Source organism: Aureibaculum marinum (assembly GCF_003813905.1).
GTDB classification, from domain to species: domain Bacteria; phylum Bacteroidota; class Bacteroidia; order Flavobacteriales; family Flavobacteriaceae; genus Aureibaculum; species Aureibaculum marinum.
In genome coordinates, this window is sequence record NZ_RPFJ01000002.1 from 423,467 (window position 1) to 441,466 (window position 18,000).

At 30.9% G+C, this 18,000-nt stretch carries 10 protein-coding genes; 1 reads left to right on the forward strand and 9 read right to left on the reverse strand.

Features of this window, described 5'->3' with window-relative positions; all coding sequences use genetic code 11:
• Window positions 1-362 precede the first annotated feature (362 nt).
• The 9 genes from EGM88_RS02585 to EGM88_RS02625 form a co-directional block, all read right to left on the reverse strand.
• Entirely contained in the window at window positions 363-2,024 is a 1,662-nt protein-coding gene (locus EGM88_RS02585; protein ID WP_123896404.1) for an alpha-amylase family glycosyl hydrolase, read from the reverse strand.
• A 50-nt stretch (window positions 2,025-2,074) separates the two neighbouring features.
• On the reverse strand, window positions 2,075-3,952 hold the full coding sequence (locus EGM88_RS02590) for an alpha-amylase family glycosyl hydrolase (RefSeq protein ID WP_123896405.1): 1,878 nt from the start codon (window positions 3,950-3,952) through the stop codon (window positions 2,075-2,077).
• A gap of 9 nt (window positions 3,953-3,961) precedes the next feature.
• Window positions 3,962-5,086, reverse strand: a complete 1,125-nt coding sequence (locus EGM88_RS02595; protein ID WP_162497533.1) for an alpha/beta hydrolase — start codon at window positions 5,084-5,086, stop codon at window positions 3,962-3,964.
• A gap of 65 nt (window positions 5,087-5,151) precedes the next feature.
• Window positions 5,152-6,978 carry a glycoside hydrolase family 13 protein gene (locus EGM88_RS02600; protein ID WP_238988364.1) on the reverse strand — a complete coding sequence of 609 codons (1,827 nt, stop codon included), beginning with the start codon at window positions 6,976-6,978 and terminating at the stop codon, window positions 5,152-5,154.
• A gap of 110 nt (window positions 6,979-7,088) precedes the next feature.
• Window positions 7,089-9,203 (reverse strand): glycoside hydrolase family 97 protein, encoded by a 2,115-nt coding sequence (locus EGM88_RS02605; RefSeq protein ID WP_123896408.1) that lies wholly within the window; start codon window positions 9,201-9,203, stop codon window positions 7,089-7,091.
• 11 nt (window positions 9,204-9,214) lie between these two features.
• On the reverse strand, window positions 9,215-11,512 hold the full coding sequence (locus EGM88_RS02610; RefSeq protein ID WP_123896409.1) for a glycoside hydrolase family 65 protein: 2,298 nt from the start codon (window positions 11,510-11,512) through the stop codon (window positions 9,215-9,217).
• Window positions 11,513-11,571: 59 nt separating this feature from the next.
• The gene (gene pgmB / locus EGM88_RS02615; protein ID WP_123896410.1) at window positions 11,572-12,228 is read right to left on the reverse strand and encodes a beta-phosphoglucomutase; all 657 of its coding nucleotides are present in this window, start codon (window positions 12,226-12,228) and stop codon (window positions 11,572-11,574) included.
• A 6-nt stretch (window positions 12,229-12,234) separates the two neighbouring features.
• On the reverse strand, window positions 12,235-13,614 hold the full coding sequence (locus EGM88_RS02620) for an MFS transporter (RefSeq protein WP_123896411.1): 1,380 nt from the start codon (window positions 13,612-13,614) through the stop codon (window positions 12,235-12,237).
• Window positions 13,615-13,791: 177 nt separating this feature from the next.
• Entirely contained in the window at window positions 13,792-14,826 is a 1,035-nt protein-coding gene (locus tag EGM88_RS02625; protein ID WP_123896412.1) for a LacI family DNA-binding transcriptional regulator, read from the reverse strand.
• Window positions 14,827-15,037: 211 nt separating this feature from the next.
• On the opposite strand from EGM88_RS02625, the gene EGM88_RS02630 reads away from it, so the two are divergent.
• On the forward strand, window positions 15,038-17,998 hold the full coding sequence (locus EGM88_RS02630) for a SusC/RagA family TonB-linked outer membrane protein (protein WP_123896413.1): 2,961 nt from the start codon (window positions 15,038-15,040) through the stop codon (window positions 17,996-17,998).
• Window positions 17,999-18,000: the final 2 nt, after the last annotated feature.

The following is an 18,000-nucleotide window of genomic DNA, read 5'->3' on the forward strand; positions in this document are numbered from 1 at the left end:
TTTATACTAGCAAATAGCACAGCTAAAAAAAGTAATAATATAATATCTTCTATTCATATTTAGTAAATAATCTTTCAAATAAAATGGTTTGGTCAATTTTTTACTATAATAAGATTTTTAATTAGCAAACCAACAATTTGACCTTATTAACATAAGAATTTGCTACAACACCAATAAATAATGAATTATTTTAGCAGTATCAACATTAACTAAAGACCATATTAACTTAAGTTAACCCTAACCAATCTATGAATATAAAGACTATTAAAAAGTTATTATTTATTAAAATTTAGAGTATGTATGTATTATAAATTTACAATAAAACTAATTCTCACTAGTATTAAAGAAATAATTTTTTACACTTAATTTTCTTCTAATAGCACAATTGGAAAATCGGAATTTATATTTACTTTTCCATTATCTACTGTAGCAATAGTATTTGAATAGGCATCTCTTAATATTGTGCCTTCTTCAAAAATAGAAGAAACTACAATCTCTTTTTCTCCTTTATCCAAATCTAACCCAACAATTACTTTATCATTAAAATCGCTATTAGAAAATGTTCTAGAAAACACGTAAGGTTTATCCGATATTTTTTGATGTTTACCAGCCCCTATCGCAGGATGCTGATTTCTAAATTTGCCCAACTTTTGCCAATGCGTTAATATTTTTTTAGTTTCTTTATTATTCTGAATGGCATCCCAATTCATAAACGAACGCAACGTAGCATCACCTTGCGTTCCTTCAATTATTAAACTTCGAGCAGACTCATCACCATAATATACTTGAGAGACTCCTGGTGTAAGCATTAGTACATTAGCCGCTTTATAGGACTTATTTCTTTTAGCATCAAAGGGTTGCCCATCATCATGTGAGGATAAATAATTTAAAACACTATATCCTTTCAGGTTTGTTTTTAATATTGAATCATATTTTTCAAAAATGCTATTATAGGTTTTTGAAGCATCATATTTTAATTCGAAGTTTATTAAAGCATTAAAACTATTGTCAAAATAATTGACTTTTTTATCTCCAAAATCAAATGCTTTTCCATGACTAATACCATAATTATAAACTTCACCAACCAAATAAAAATTAGTATTATCCATTACTTTATCTGGGTTATTTTTCTTCCATTCCGCAAAGGCAACATTGCATTCAGTTCTGAATTCTTGCCAAACACTTTCTTCGGTATGCTTAACAGTATCAACCCTATAACCATCTATTCCAAATTCTGTAATATAATCAGTCAGCCATTTAATAATGAAAAATCGAGGTGATTTAGGATACCCAGTTCTTTTAAAAAAAGCATCCAATTCAGCTACTTCTTGTTCATAACGCCCTTCTTTTTTCCATTTTTCTACCAATTGAGGAGGCAAGTCTACTTCCTCATTACTCTCTGTTTTAATATCAGGTAAATTTTCAACTAATGTACAAGATACGGTACTTTCATAATCTTGATAAGTACAAGGAGGCATAATTCTTACCCATTCTTCTGGCCAAACAGGATCTTTATCTGTTACAGGTCCAGTATGATTTACTACTGCATCTAATAAAATTCTGATTCCATTTTTATGAGCAGTTTCTACCAGTTCTTTTAAATCAGCTTTAGTTCCAAAATTAGGATCAATTGCAGTCCAATCTTTTGTCCAATACCCATGAAATCCATAAGTAACACCCGTTCCTTCATCTGTACCTCCATGAATTTGTTCTACAATAGGAGTCATCCAGATAGCATTAATACCTAAATCTGTAAAATAACCTTCTTTTATTTTTTGAGTAATTCCTTTAATATCTCCACCTTCAAAACCTCTTAATTTGGCAGTTTCTTTAGTTCTGTTGAAATTAACATCATTAGTTTTATCTCCATTACTAAATCTATCTGTTAGTAAAAAATAAAGGTTGGCCGCCTCCCAAACAAATGGTGTTTCTTGTTTAACTGATGCCTCTATATTTTTTTCTTTATTTTCAGTACAGCTTAAAAATAAGGAAGATATTGCGACTGCTATTAGATATTTATACATTTTACAAGTAAATTTTACTTTTTAAACATTCTATAGTTATTCAATATATACTATTGTTTTACTTTTAAAATAAAAGATTCTAACGGATTAAAATCAACTCTAATAAAACCTACTTTATTTTTGACTTCTAAAATGGGTTTATTTGTATGATAGATTTGATCTTCTGTTTGGTATTTACCATCTTTTAAATTCCATTTTTCAATAATATCTGATGGAACTTGTAAATCAAACCCATATCGATTTTGTTCGTTAAAATTAGCAACTATAATTAATTTTTCAGTAGCATCCCATCTCACAAATGAATACACCTTATCATTATACCATTCTGTATATTGACGATTATGATGATGAATATCTTGATATTTTCCCATCATTGCTGAACTATTAATAGTGAAGTTTAGCAACCGTTTATAAAAATCGCGTAAGGCCTTTTCTTCAGGGGTAGATTGTCCACCATCAAACTTTTTATCATTAACCCAACGTTGTAAATGTGGCACACCAATATAGTCAAAAATAGAGGTTCTTGATGGACTTCCAAACCCAGCATTTTCAGCACCTGGCTCACCTAATTCTTGACCAAAATAAATCAATGTTGGAGAAGAACTTAAAGTAGCTAAAACAACCATAGCTGGTTTTCCTTTTTCAGCATTTCCTGCAAATTCAGGACTGGCAATTCTTTGCTCGTCATGATTTTCTAAAAAATGTAGCATATGATGTTCAATATCTTGTTTCCAGTTTTGAATACCCGAAATATAGTCTGTAGAACCATGCCCTTGCATAATGTTTTTTATGGTATCGTACAACTGTACTTTATCATATAAATAATCCATTTTCCCTTTTTTGATATAATCTCGGTACAAATCAGGATTATACACTTCTGCCATTAAAAAAGCTTCTTCATTTTTCATTTTAATAGCAGAATTCATATAGCTCCAAAACTCAACAGGCACCATTTCTGCCATATCATATCTAAATCCATCTACCCCCATCTCTAACCAATACAAAGCAATATCTCTAAATTTCATCCAAGAATCAGGCACTGTTTTATCTTTCCAAAAGTTATAATGTTTTTTATAATTTTCGTTTTCAAAATTAATTGGTAGTTCCTCAAAATCTTTTCTTCCTTCAGGGCTTATTCCATAATTTATTTTTACAGTTTCATACCAATCATTCATATCTGGTTGAGATGCTCTTGATCCATTACCTGTCCATTTTGCTGGATACTCTTCAAATCGACCATCAATTATTGGGTTTTCTTCTCCTCCTAAAGGTAGATAACCATTTTTCCATTGAGGCACTTTAAAAGCTTCTCCTGGCACGTAATAAAAATTATTATTAACATCATAATCGACCGTTTTATCGTCTTTGGCCCCAAAATCAAAAACACCTTCAGGATTTGTTAATCCTTGATAATTTCTAGCCACGTGATTAGGAACAATATCTATAATTAATTTTAAACCAGCTTGATGAGTTCGTTCTATCAATTCTTTAAATTCTTGCAATCTATTGGCAGGATTGTCTGCTAAATCAGGATTGACATTATAATAATCTTTAACCGCATACGGAGATCCTGCTCGTCCTTTTACAACATCTGGATCATCATTAGAAATGCCAAATTGGGTATAATCTCTAATTACATCGTGGTGAGGGACGCCAGTATACCAAATATGGGTAACACCTAAATTTTTAATTTCTTTTAACGCTTTTTCTGTAAAGTCACTGAATTTACCAACTCCGTTTTCTTCAATAGTTCCCCAAGGTTTATTGGTAGTATTTGTATTGCCAAATAATCTTGTAAACACTTGATAAACTACTTTTTTATGAGGTTTACTTGTTGTAGTCATGGTTTCTTTTTGCTCAGTTTTATTGTTGTTATTGCAAGCTATTAGCATTGCTATTACTATTATAATTGATATTTTATTGCTCATATTATCTATTTATTTAAATAACCAATAGATTGCTTCTTCAAATTCACTTTTCCAAAAAACTTCATTATGCTTACCTCCAACTACCATTTTCTTCGTAAAAGATTGCTTTTTAAATCCACTTTTTTTCATAGTTTCAATTACTTTATCAAATGCTTCTATGGCACTTTTTCCTTCTTCAGTCCCCATTAAAAAATAGGCTTTAATTTTTGCTTTTTTACTATGTTTTTGAGTAAAATTAATCACTTTATCTGAGAACCAAAAGGAAGGGGAAAAAACCCCTACTTTTCCAAAAATATTAGGATACTTAAATGCTCCATAATACGAAATCAATCCTCCCATTGAACTACCCATAATTGCGGTATATTGCCTTTTCTTTTTGGTTCTAAAACTACTGTCAATTTTTGGTTTTAAGGTTTCAACTATAAATTTTACATAAGCTTCACCCTCGCCTCCACCATATTTATAATTTTTCCAAGGGGAGTATTCATCTAACCTATGATTTAATCCATTGTCAATACCTACTACAATCAATTTTATTTTATTTTCTAATGCAAGCCGATTTAAAATTTCATCAACTTCCCATTCTCCAGAAAAAGCAGTAGAATTATCAAATAAATTTTGTCCATCTTGCATATATAAAACAGGATATTTTTCTTTAGAAGTCTCATATCCAAGTGGTAAATACACCCAAATTCTACGTTTTCTTTTAAGCTGAGGAATGTACAAGTCTTTGTAAACTACTTTTACGTTTTTAGATGCTGTAGACTTTGGAGTTTCCTCTCTATACCAATTCCTAATTTCAACATACACTGTATCATTAGGTATATTAAATAAGTAATGACGATTCTCAATAGCTTTGTTATTTTGATCAGTTTCTACAGTTTTCCATGAACCTTTAGTAAATTTAAAATTAATTGTTCCTTTTTGAGGTGGTAATGTAATAAGATAAAAATTTTTCAAACGTTGTAAGCGATATTTATCTTGACCTCCTGACCAATTTTCAAAATCGCCAGAAATATAAATATCAGTATTAGCTGAATCTTTTGGAAACTTTTTTACCACAAAAGTCACTTGTGCATTTGAAATAAAGCACAACAAAAATGAAATTATCGATAAAAGTAATTGTCTTTTCATATTGTCGTTATATAGATACGACATAATATATAGGTTCTAAACACCTCTAATATTAAGGTTTAATATTACATTTTAGTTGTTAATAGTACTACACCTTTTTCGAGTATTTCTAAAGGACTATTCCAAATAATTGGCTCATCAGAAATTATATTTTTCATTGGTTTTTGGTCTAAACGCATTTCTTTAAAACGATTTAAATCTAATTGCACAGGTTCAGTATTTTTGTTTAAGATCATAACAACAGTTTCGTCATCTAAAACTCTAAACAATACATAAATTCCGTTATCTGGTGCAAAATGGATAGTTTTACCTCTATGGATAGCCTTACTTCCTTTTCTGTAATTTAGTGCTTTTTTTAGAAAGCTTTGCATTTCCTTTTGGTTATCACTTAATCCTTCTCCAGTAAAACCATTGACCTCATCACCTAACCACCCCCCTGGAAAATCAGTACGTATTAAGCCATGATCTCCTGGTTTAGCTATGTCACTTAGCAACAGTTCTGTACCATAATAAATTTGAGGAATTCTAGGCAATAATAACACTGTTGCCAATGCCATTTTAGTTTTTGTAATATCTTCACCTAATTGAGTAAAAATTCTGCTCATATCATGATTATCAGGAAATATCATAATATCATTAGGACTTGGATAATAAAAATCATTAGCTAATCCTTCATATATCTTTATTAAACCAGTATCCCATTCTTCATTTTCATTTAAAGCTGCAACAATATTATGTTGCATTGGAAAGTCCATTGTAGATGATAAATTAGACTTATATCCATCTTTATTATTTGCACCTTTTTGCCAATACCCTACTAACAAAGGATTAACACTCCACTCCTCTCCTACAATACTAAAATTAGGATATTCGTTCATAATAGCACCTGCCCAATCTGACATAAAATCTTTATCAGGATAAGGGTATGTATCTTGCCTAATACCTCCTAACCCTAATGTTTCTATCCACCAAATACTATTTTGAATTATATATGTAGCCATAAATGGATTGCGTTGATTCAAATCTGGCATAGCATCTACAAACCATCCATCTGCCATTAATTGTTTATCAATTTCAGAGGCATATAGGTCTTGGTTTACTGTTCTTCTATGATTTGATTTCAGAACAATTTGCTTTTTAAGAAAATTTTCTTGTTGATTTATCCAATCGTCAAATGGCAAATCTTTCATCCACCAATGTTCAATTCCACAATGATTAGCTACTTGATCCATTATTAATTTCATACCTCTTTCTTTCAATTTTTCAGCCAATTCAACATAAGCTTCTAAAGTACCAAAACGAGGATCTACTTGATAAAAATCTGTAATAGCATAACCGTGATATGAGGATTCAGACATATCATTAGTTAATAATGGAGTTGGCCAAATAGCCGTAAACCCCATTTCATCAATATAATCTAGATGATTTATAATTCCTCTTATATCTCCTCCATGTCTAAAATAATCTTGCTGCCTATTTAGGGTTTGATCTTTTAATCCTGAAACCTGATCATTTACTTCATTTCCATTAGCAAAACGATCTGGTGTGATCAAATAAATAGCATCAGAACTATTAAAACCGATAAAATCTTCAGCATTTTTTTTACGACCTTTTAATTCGTATTTATATTTAAGTTCGTTATTATCTTGATGAAATACAATGTCAAATTTACCAGGTTTGGTATCCTTCTCAATTTTTAAATTTAGAAATAAATAATTTGGACTAGAACCTTTTTCTATACTCATTATATGAATACCATCGTAAATAATACTTGGAATGGCATTACTTATATTTTTTCCTTTTACTAATAATTGTAAATTATTATTTTTAAATCCGACCCACCAATTTAACGGCTCTACTCGTTCAATTTGAGCAGTTATATTTAAACTCATAAACAGAAAAATTTGACCTAGAATAATTAATTTTTTAATTTGACAATTCATAAATCTAGTCTTTTAATTAGTAATAAATAAAATACTTAAAGAAAAATTTCAATCAACTATTATTTTATTTGCTTAATGCTAATCGCATAACCACCTCCTGGAACTGATAATTGAGACAATTTCGATTTGCTAGTTATTCTTTTTGTTTTTATAGTATATGCTTGCGAATTAGTTTTATAATGAGCGTCTTTGGCATCGGCATAAATGGTAGCAATATACTTTTTACCTTTTTCTAAAAAGTCAAATTTAATGGTAGATTTTCTCGCTTCGTATCCATTTACATTACCTATAAACCAATTACTGCTTCCTTTCTCCTTTCTTGCTACGGTAATATATTTACCAGGCTCAGCTTCTAAATAAATACTTTTATCCCAATCTAAAGCAACATCTTTAATAAATTGAAAAGCATCCATAAATTTCTCGTAATGTTCTGGTAAATCTGCAGCCATTTGTAACGGACTATACATAGTTACGTATAAAGCTAACTGATTAGCAATGGTGCTATTAACATAAGAATTGTTATTAGGACTAAATTTACTGATATCCATTTCAAAAATTCCGGGAGTATAATCCATTGGCCCGCCAATTAACCTTGTAAAAGGCAACACTGTAACATGGTTTGGTTTAGACCCTCCAAACGCTTGATATTCCGTTCCACGTGCAGATTCATTTCCTATTAAATTAGGATACGTTCTACAAATTCCTGTTGGTCTAACTGCTTCATGAGCATTTACCATTATTTTATAATCAGCAGCTTTTTCCAAGGCATATTGATAGTGGTTTATAATCCATTGGCTGTAATGTTTTTCACCTCTAGGAAGAATATCACCAACATAACCACTTTTTACAGAGTTATACCCATTATCTTTCATAAACTGATAAGCTTTATCCATATGACGCTCATAATTTCTAACAGAGCTAGAAGTTTCATGATGCATTATCATTTCAACACCTTTTGATTTTGCATAGGCATGTATTTCTTGCACATCAAAATCAGGATAAGGAGTTACAAAATCGAATACATAATCTTTAGATTTTCCAAACCAATCTTCCCAGCCTTGATTCCACCCTTCTACCAAAACAGCATCAAAACCATGTTCTGCAGCAAAGTCTATATATCTTTTAACTTTTTTATTATTTGCTGCATGGGTCTCATTTGGTTTTACTTTAGAATAGTCAGTTATACCAAGTTGTACAGATGGCAACTCATCTGTATATGCCCAAGAACTTTTACCTGTTATCATTTCCCACCAAACACCAATGTATTTAACAGGTTTTATCCAAGAAGTATCTTCAATTTTATTCGGTTCATTAAGATTTAAAGTCATTTTTGAAGCTAAAATATCACGTGCATCATCGCTTACCATTATTGTTCTCCATGGAGTTTTTGTAGGAGCTTGCATATATGCTTTATCTCCATTAGCATCAGGAGTTAACCAAGATTCAAAAATCATATTTTTATCATCTAAATTCAAATGCATGCAAGAGTAATTAATTAAAGCAGCTTCATGTAAATTAATATACAAACCATCGTCTGTTTTCATCATTAAAGCTGTTTGCACTCCTGTTTTAGAAAACTGTTCTTGAGAAGCGTTTCCTGTAACTGCGGCATCAAATTTTTCACGAATTTCTGACAACCTAGATTCTGTATAGTCATATTCTTGAGTGTCATAATCTCCTGGTATCCAAAATGCAGTATGGTCTCCAGTCATAGCAAACTGAGTTCTTTCTTCTTTTACAACAAAATATACTAAGTTTTTTTGAGCTGGAAATTCGTAACGAAACCCTAACCCCTCATTAAATAGACGAAAACGAATACGCATTATTCTTTCCGTTTCTTTTTGTGTTAAGGTAACCGCTAGCTCATTATAGTAATTTCTAATTTCTTTCTCTTCTCCCCAAACTGGTGTCCAAGTTTGATCAAAAGTAGAAGTTTCTGATGTAGTAATTTCAAAATCGTTTAATAACGACTTTTTATCATTCTTTAACTCTAATCCTAAACTACTTTTTTTTATAACTTCTTTATTCTTATAAAATAATTGATATGTTGGTGTACCATTATTTTTAAGAGAAAACTGCATACGCATTTCTCCGTTGGGAGATTTTAATTCTTGAGCTTTAACAGGCCTAAACACTAATAGTAATAACGTAAGAGTAAAAATAACTGCCTTCATTTTTTTTGTTTTTAAAAATTATTTTTTTTAACCTTAATTGGTTTGTTATTCATTAAAATAGTTAGCTCATCACCTTCAAGCAATTCAAAATTTGTTTCATTTTGATGTACATTTACTTTAATAATATTATTTCTAAAATTTACTTTAAAGGAGTATGATTTCCATTGCTTAGGAATTTTTGTTTCAAATGATAACATATCATTTTTAACACGCATACCTCCAAAGCCTTCAACAATACTCATCCAAGTACCTGCCATAGAAGTAATGTGTAGTCCTTCTTCAACTTCATGATTATAATCATCTAAATCTAATCTAGAAGTACGTAAATAAAATTCATAAGCTTGATCCATACGGCCTAATTTTGCCGCTTGAATACTATGTATACAAGGCGAAAGTGAACTTTCATGAACAGTAAATGGTTCGTAAAAATTAAAATGACGTTCTAATTCTTCTGTAGTAAAATGGTCTTCGAAAAAGTAAAAACCTTGTAAAACGTCGGCTTGTTTTATATATGGAGAACGCAAAATACGATCCCATGACCATTTTTGATTTATTGGACGCTGAGATTTATCTAAATCGGCTACCGTTATTAATTCTTTATCTAAAAACCCGTCTTGTTGTAAATATATATTAAGCTCTTCTGAATAAGGAAAATACATATTCTCGGCAACTTCTTTCCATTGAGCTAATTCTGATTCGGAAATATTTGTTTTATCTACAATTCTATCATAATCAGCTTTAAAATCTTTGGCTATAATTTCTATATTTTCAAGGGTATAATTTATACACCATTTGGCAATGTAATTTGTGTAAAAATTATTATTTATATTATTTTCATATTCATTTGGACCGGTAACCCCAAGAATTACATATTTATTTTTAGCTGTTGAAAAATTAGCTCGTTGATGCCAAAATCTTGCAATTGCAATAAGTACTTCTAATCCTTTTTCAGGGATATAACTATAATCTCCTGTATACCTGCAATAGTTAAAAATAGCAAAAGCTATGGCCCCATTTCTATGTATTTCTTCAAACGTAATTTCCCATTCATTATGGCACTCTTCACCATTCATAGTTACCATTGGATACAATGCAGCTCCGTTTTTAAAGCCTAATTTCTCTGCATTTTCAATAGCCTTATCAAGATGATTATATCTATATTTTAACAAGCTTTTTGCTACTTGTTGGTCTTTAGTTGACATATAAAATGGAATGCAGTATGCTTCGGTATCCCAATAGGTACTACCACCATATTTTTCTCCTGTAAACCCCTTAGGCCCAATGTTTAATTGAGAATCCTTACCTAAATAGGTTTGATTTAGCTGAAAAATATTAAATCGAATACCTTGTTGAGCTTTAACATCTCCTTCAATGGTAATATCTGCCATTTCCCAAATCGCTTTCCATGATTTTTTTTGCAACATTAAAAGTTCTTCAAAACCTAATTTTGCTGCTTGTTTTAAAACATTTTTTGCTGCAGTGATTAATTCATTTTTAGGGCGATTCCTATCCACAGTATACCCACCATACTTATGAATGGTAAATGTTTCATTTTCTTTTACATCTTGTTCATACATAAAAGAAAGAAATTGAGATTTTTTTCTAACTACGCTATTTAGTTGTAAAGATTTATTGTTAAGAAACAAATGAGATTCCATAAAAGTACAAGTATGAAAATTTGTTTTCATAGTATGTGCTTCAATAAAACCTTGCTCTTCGTCTTTTAAAACATTTGTTGTGTTCCAAAATTTATCATCCCAATTAGAATCTTCGTTAGTAATTCCACTATCTAAATAAGGTTCAAATAAAACATTTACTTTTTGATTAAGCGGTGTAACCGAATAAGAGATTGCTCCAACTTCATCTAACTCTAAGCTTAAAAAACGCTTAATATTTACTTGAATTTCTATGCCGTTGTTTAGTGTAGCTTTAAAATTTCGAGACAACCATCCTTCTTTCATGTTGAGTTCTCTCTTAAAATTTTCAACTTTTTTGCAGTTAAATAAGTCTAAAGGTTCCCCATTTATAGAGACATTAATACCAATCCAACTGGGAGCATTAAGTACTTTTGCAAAATATTCAGGATATCCATTTTTCCACCAACCTACTCTTGTTTTATCGGGATAGTAAACACCAGCAATATAACTTCCTTGAAAAGTAGGACCAGAATACGTTTCTTCAAAATTAGCACGTTGTCCCATAGCTCCGTTACCTATACTAAATAAGCTTTCAGAAGATTTTACATTTTCAGGATCAAATCCTTCTTCTATAATAGACCACGCATTTGGTTTTATATAATTTAGGTTCATAGTTTTAATCAATTTTCGATATTATTTTTTTACTTGAAATAATGATTTGGTAACTAATTTTAGTTAGTTATTAATCTTTCTAAAAAGTCAACATTCATTTCAGTAAAATCATTAAAATTATATGTAGCTTCAGACAGTACATTTTTATCTCCAATTCCAATACTTATCATCGCTGCACTATTAGCTGCTTTTATACCTGCAACAGCATCTTCAAAAACAACACAATTATTAGGTTTTACACCTAACTGTTCAGCCGCTAATAAAAACACTTCAGGATCAGGTTTTGCTTTTGTTACATTATTACCATCTACAATAGTATCGAAATAAGATAACAACCCTACTTTCTCTAATATAGGTTGTGCATTTTTACTTGCCGAACCCAATGCAATTGACATATTGTGTTTTTTTAGAAAATCTAACACTCGGTTTACATCTGGTAGAATTTCAGATTCATCCATTTTTTCAATGTATTTTAAATAATCTTCATTTTTTTCAACCATCCAATTATCAAATTGTTCTTGTGTAGCTTTAATTCCACCTATATCTAGTAAAATTTCCATGCATCTTTTTCGACTTACACCTTTAAACATTTCATTTTGCTCAATAGTGAATTCAAAACCTAATTCATTAGCCAAATCACGCCACGCCAAATAATGGTATTTTGCAGTATCAACAATTACACCGTCTAAGTCAAATATAAATCCCTTTTTATTCATTTATTTTTATTTTTTATTTACTATTGATTCACTTGTTTTATCATCTACATCTTTTACTACTGTTACTAATAATGCTGCAATTAAAAAGCTTATCCCACTAGTTACCAATGCAAAAATGGCATGATCGTTATATAAATTTTTCACTAATAAACCTCCTATTAAGGCATTTATAATTTGAGGTATTACTATAAAAAAATTGAAAATACCCATATAAACTCCCATCTTTTTAGGGTTAATAGAACCTGCTAAAATTGCATAGGGCATTGCCAAAATACTAGCCCAAGCAATACCAATACCAATCATAGAAAGTATTAGCCAATCCTCATTAGGCATAAAGTATATTGAGATTAGCCCTATTCCTCCAATAATAAGTGATATTGAATGCGTCTTTTTTCTTCCAATTTTTTTTGCAATGTAGGGTAGCGTAAAAGCAAAAATGGCAGAAACTAAATTATAAACTCCAAAAAGAATACCTACCCAATCTCCTGCATTCTGATAGGTTTCACTACTGCTATCTGATACTGGCAATCCGTAAATATGCTGTGCTATTGCTGGAACAGAAAAAACCCACATTCCAAACAAACCAAACCATGAAAAAAACTGCACTAAACTTAGTTGCTTCATGGTTAGAGGCATTTTTTTAAAATCTTCAAAAATATCTAAAAGACCAGATTTTTTTTCTTCTTCTATTTTCTCAACAATCTCATCTTTTGCTAATTCAGCTTCAATCTGCTCTAACTCTTCTGGAGAGTATTCTTTAGTTGTAAAAATGGTTACCAAAATTGAACCCACCAAAATTATTGCACCAATAATAAAAGATAGAATTAAATTTAACGGAACACTACCTTCTTCTGACAGGTTAGAAACCCCAAACCAATTGGTTAAAACATAAGGAAGCCAAGAACCTATTACTGCTCCAAAACCTATCAATGCAGTTTGAACACTAAATCCGGCTGTTCTTTGATCTGTTCTTAAGTTATCTCCAACCAAAGCCCTAAAAGGTTCCATTGCAACATTAAAAGAGGCATCCATAATCATTAAAAAACCTGCACCTACCCATAAAGCTGGTAAAAAGGCAATAAATAAATCTGCTTGAGGCATCAATACCAAACCAATAGAAGCCAACAAAGCTCCAACTAAAAAATAAGGTTTTCTTCTACCAAATTTACCCCAAGTTTTATCACTATAATGACCTACCAAAGGTTGTACAACCAATCCCATTAATGGTGCAATAATCCAAAACCACGAAAGTTCATGAACATCAGCACCAAAAATTTGTAAGATTCTACTTGCATTAGCATTCTGTAATGCAAAACCCATTTGAATTCCTAGAAATCCAAAACTCATGTTCCAGATTTGTAAGAAACTTAGTTTCTTTTTTTCCATAAAAATGTATAAACAAGATTATAAACCAACGAAAAGCGTTAGTTTATTTAATGAACCAGATTTAGACTTATTTGTTTAGACAAAAAGCCCAAATCAATCAATGTGTGTGAAGTATAAAATGTATTGTAAAACCTTTGTTTTACGCTTCAAAGATATAAATTTTTATTTAGAATTTAATTATTCTAATTTTTTTTCTGTCGATTCTCTAATCTTTAAATCTGTAGAAATTACCACAGTCTCAAAGTTTTCATTGTCTTTTTTATTCTGTATTCTATCTAATAAAAGACTTGCAGCCTGCTCTCCAATTAAATAACCGTGCTGTACCATTGCAGTTATAGCTGGTGTAGAAAATTGCGAAATCAATCCATCTGTAAACCCTAAAACAGCAACATCATCTGGAACTTTAAAACCTTTTTCTTTAGTAACTTTTAATGCAATAGCTGCATAAATTTCATTCACACCTACTATGGCGTCAGGCCATTCGTCCAAACTATTTAAATACGTCTGAATTTGTGAGTATATCTCAGTTTTATCATTTACTTTAAAAATTAGTCGGTTATCAATTTCTAGACCCGAATCTTGTATTGCCTTTTTATATCCAATTGTTCGTAATGCCCCAACTGTTACATGATCTGGTGTGGATAAAATACAAATTTTCTTTCGACCAATATCCATAAAATACTTAGTAGCTTTATAGCCAGATGCCTCATCATCAACAACTACTTTATCGCAATAAATTTCATCTGAAACTCTATCAAATAAAACCAATGGAATATTATAATCTTCCAATTCTTTAAAATGGTCAAACTCACCCAACTCAAGCGTTTCTTTAGCTATAGAAACCAATATCCCATCAACACTTCCATTTGACAGCATCTCTAAATTTAATTTCTCCTTTTCATATGATTCACTAGACACACAAACCATTACATTATAACTTCTACCATTAGCCATTTTTTCTATACCTGAAATAATTTCAGAAAAAAAATGATGCACAATTTCAGGAATAATAACACCAATAACCATAGTTTTTTTATTCCTCAACTTTAAGGCTGTCATATTAGGTCTGTACCTATAAAAATCAGCAAAAGCTTTTATTTTCTCACGTAACTCTTCACTAATTTCATTACTATCGTTTAAAGCCTTTGATACTGTTGAAGTTGACACCTCTAATTCTTTAGCTATATCCTTTAATGTAATTTTACGCCCCATTGTTAATTTATTAAAAAACCCTCTTTTTTTACCCTCTTTTTTTACAGATTAACATTTTTTATATCTAAAAATAACAATAAACACAAAAAGTTATCAACACGAAACCGTTTTCGTAACGTTTCACTTTTGTTAATTTAATGTTAAGGGGGTAACTTTACCATGTGAAGTGTAAAAGTATGAATTTAAATAGTATTAACTCAAATTAAATTAAATGAGAAATTTTAAGAATGCCCTATTTGGCATATTATTTCTTTTTCCACTAATTGCGATAGCTCAAATTAGTATAAAAGGAAAAGTAACCGAACAAAGCACAGGAACTGAATTGCCTGGTGTAAATGTTATTGTAAAAGGTACAACCAATGGTACAGTTACTGATTTTGATGGCTTGTACGCCATAGACAATGTTAATATTGGTGATATACTGGTGTTTTCATTTGTTGGATTTAAGAATTTTGAAGTAACTATAAATTCTAATGCCGACATAAATGTAGCATTAGAAGAAGCTGCACAAACTTTAGAAGAGGTTGTTATTATTGGTTATGGTACTACTACCAAAAAAGACGCTACAGGCTCTGTATCTTCTGTAAAAGCGGAAGAAATAAACAAAGGAGCAATTGCTTCTCCTGAACAACTATTAGTAGGTAAAATTGCTGGCGTTCAAGTAACCACTGGTGGCGGAGCTCCTGGTACCGGAAGTACAATTAGAATTAGAGGCGGTTCTTCTTTAACTGCAACAAATAACCCTTTAATTATTATTGATGGTGTTCCTATTGATAATGATGGCGTTTCAGGTACAAGAAACCCCTTAAATATTGTAAATCCAAATGACATTGAATCTTACAGTGTATTAAAAGATGCTTCTGCAACTGCTATTTATGGTTCTAGAGCTTCTAATGGTGTAATTATTATTACCACTAAAAAAGGGAAAAGCGGAGGTATTAAAACCAATTATTCTGCAAACGTATCTGTACAAGAAAACACAGAATTTATAGATGCCATGTCTGCAACAGACTTTAAAGCGTACGTAAATGCAAATGGATTACCTTCTGATATTGCCTTACTTGGAAATAGTGAAACAAATTGGCAAAAAGAAATTTTTAAAACTGGTTTAGGTACTGATCATAATATAAGCTTATCTGGAGGTAGTGATAAATTTAATGTTAGAGGTTCTATGGGATATACCAATTTAAATGGTACTCTAAAAACCTCAAAATTAGAAAGAGCAACCTACTCCTTAAATATGGGTACTAAATTGTTTGACAATAAGCTAAAAATTGACGTAAATACAAAAGCGTCTTTAATAGCCAATCGTTTTGCAGACAATGGAGCAATAGGAAATGCAATTTCATTTGACCCTACTCAATCTATTTACGATGACAGCTTACCTTTTGGCGGTTTCTTCGAATGGACAAATCCTGTTGACGGTAGAGCTATTCAAACTGGTGCTCCTAGAAACCCAGTAGCTCTATTAGCACAACGAAGAAATGAATCTAGTGTAAAACGTTTTATAGGAAACATTCAGTTCGATTATAAAATGCACTTTTTACCAGATTTAAGAGCAAATCTTAATTTAGGTATTGATAAATCGAGCTCTCATGGTCATAACAACATCTTCAATTCTGCTACTACTGAATTAGCAGACGGTACCAATCTTGGTAACATGTCTACTTACAATCAAGACAAAGAGAATAAATTATTAGATTTTTATCTTAACTATATAAAATATATAGAATCTATTGATAGTAAAATTGATGTAATGGCAGGGTATTCTTATCAAGACTTTTTAAATGAAGGTGAAAGTGTTAGTAATTTACAAAACAAAAGCATTAGTGAAACTACTGACTATTCTAATGTATTAAACTTGCAATCTTTCTTCGGTAGATTGAACTATACACTGGCAAACAAATATTTATTTACATTTACATATAGAACAGATGGTTCTTCAAGGTTTAGAGGAGATAACAAGTGGGGGAAATTTCCATCAGCTGCATTTGCTTGGAAAATGAATGAAGAATCATTCTTACAAGACTCCAATACAATCTCTGATTTAAAACTTAGATTAGGTTGGGGGGTTACAGGGCAACAAGATATTGGTGTTTCTAACCCATCATTAGCAACATATTTGCTAAGTACAAACACAGCTCAATATCAATTTGGCAACAGTTTTTTATCTACATACAGAGCTGAACGTTATAATACTACATTAAAATGGGAAGAAACAACAACTTACAATTTAGGTTTAGATTTTGGTTTTTTTAATGATAGAATTAACGGTAGTATTGATGGTTATTTTAGAGAAACCACTGATTTACTAAACTTTATATCTTTCCCAGCAGGCTCAGCACTATCAAACGCTGACTATGCAAATATTGGTAACTTAGAGAACAAGGGGGTTGAACTGACTTTAAATTTAATTCCTATTCAAACTGATGATTTAGATTTAACATTGAGTCTAAATGGTGCTTGGAATGATAGTGAAATTACAAAATTAACAACAAATGAAAGTGCAGATTATGAAGGAGAGCCTACCGGTGGAATATCTGGTGGTGTTGGTAACAATGTACAAATTCATTCTGTAGGCTACGCTCCTAACACATTCTATGTATATGAGCAGGTTTATGATGCTAACGGAAAACCACTAGAAGATGTCTATGTTGATAGAAATGGTGACGGTTCAATCACATTGGATGACAGATATAGATACAAAAACCCAAATGCTGATATAACACTAGGTTTTGCTACCGACTTAAATTATAAAAACTGGAATTTCACTATGTCTTGGAGAGGAAGTTTTGGAAACTATGTTTATAATAATGTAGATTCTAATTTAGGCTTTAAACTTAATTTATTAAACACAGCTTTCCCTGATGTTATTTCAAATGGTGTAGAAAACATTTTAGAAACTGGTTTTGTAAATGGTGGTACAGAAAGATATTTATCTGACTATTATGTACAAGATGCATCTTTTGTAAAATTAGACAATGTAGGCCTAGGTTATAACTTTAACAATGTATTTGGTGAAGGTACTAATCTTAAACTAAATGCAACAGTACAAAACGTATTAACAATTACCGATTACGAAGGTTTAGACCCTGAAGTTTTTGGAGGAATAGATTATAATATTTATCCTAGACCAAGAATCTACACATTAGGTCTTAATTTAAACTTTTAAAT

Coding starts and splice junctions, on each gene's coding strand:
- EGM88_RS02585 (WP_123896404.1), bottom strand. CDS start 2,024: ATGTATAAATATCTAATAGCAGTCGCAATATCTTCCTTATTTTTAAGC.
- EGM88_RS02590 (WP_123896405.1), bottom strand. CDS start 3,952: ATGAGCAATAAAATATCAATTATAATAGTAATAGCAATGCTAATAGCT.
- EGM88_RS02595 (WP_162497533.1), bottom strand. CDS start 5,086: ATGAAAAGACAATTACTTTTATCGATAATTTCATTTTTGTTGTGCTTT.
- EGM88_RS02600 (WP_238988364.1), bottom strand. CDS start 6,978: ATGAGTTTAAATATAACTGCTCAAATTGAACGAGTAGAGCCGTTAAAT.
- EGM88_RS02605 (WP_123896408.1), bottom strand. CDS start 9,203: ATGAAGGCAGTTATTTTTACTCTTACGTTATTACTATTAGTGTTTAGG.
- EGM88_RS02610 (WP_123896409.1), bottom strand. CDS start 11,512: ATGAACCTAAATTATATAAAACCAAATGCGTGGTCTATTATAGAAGAA.
- pgmB (WP_123896410.1), bottom strand. CDS start 12,228: ATGAATAAAAAGGGATTTATATTTGACTTAGACGGTGTAATTGTTGAT.
- EGM88_RS02620 (WP_123896411.1), bottom strand. CDS start 13,614: ATGGAAAAAAAGAAACTAAGTTTCTTACAAATCTGGAACATGAGTTTT.
- EGM88_RS02625 (WP_123896412.1), bottom strand. CDS start 14,826: ATGGGGCGTAAAATTACATTAAAGGATATAGCTAAAGAATTAGAGGTG.
- EGM88_RS02630 (WP_123896413.1), top strand. CDS start 15,038: ATGAGAAATTTTAAGAATGCCCTATTTGGCATATTATTTCTTTTTCCA.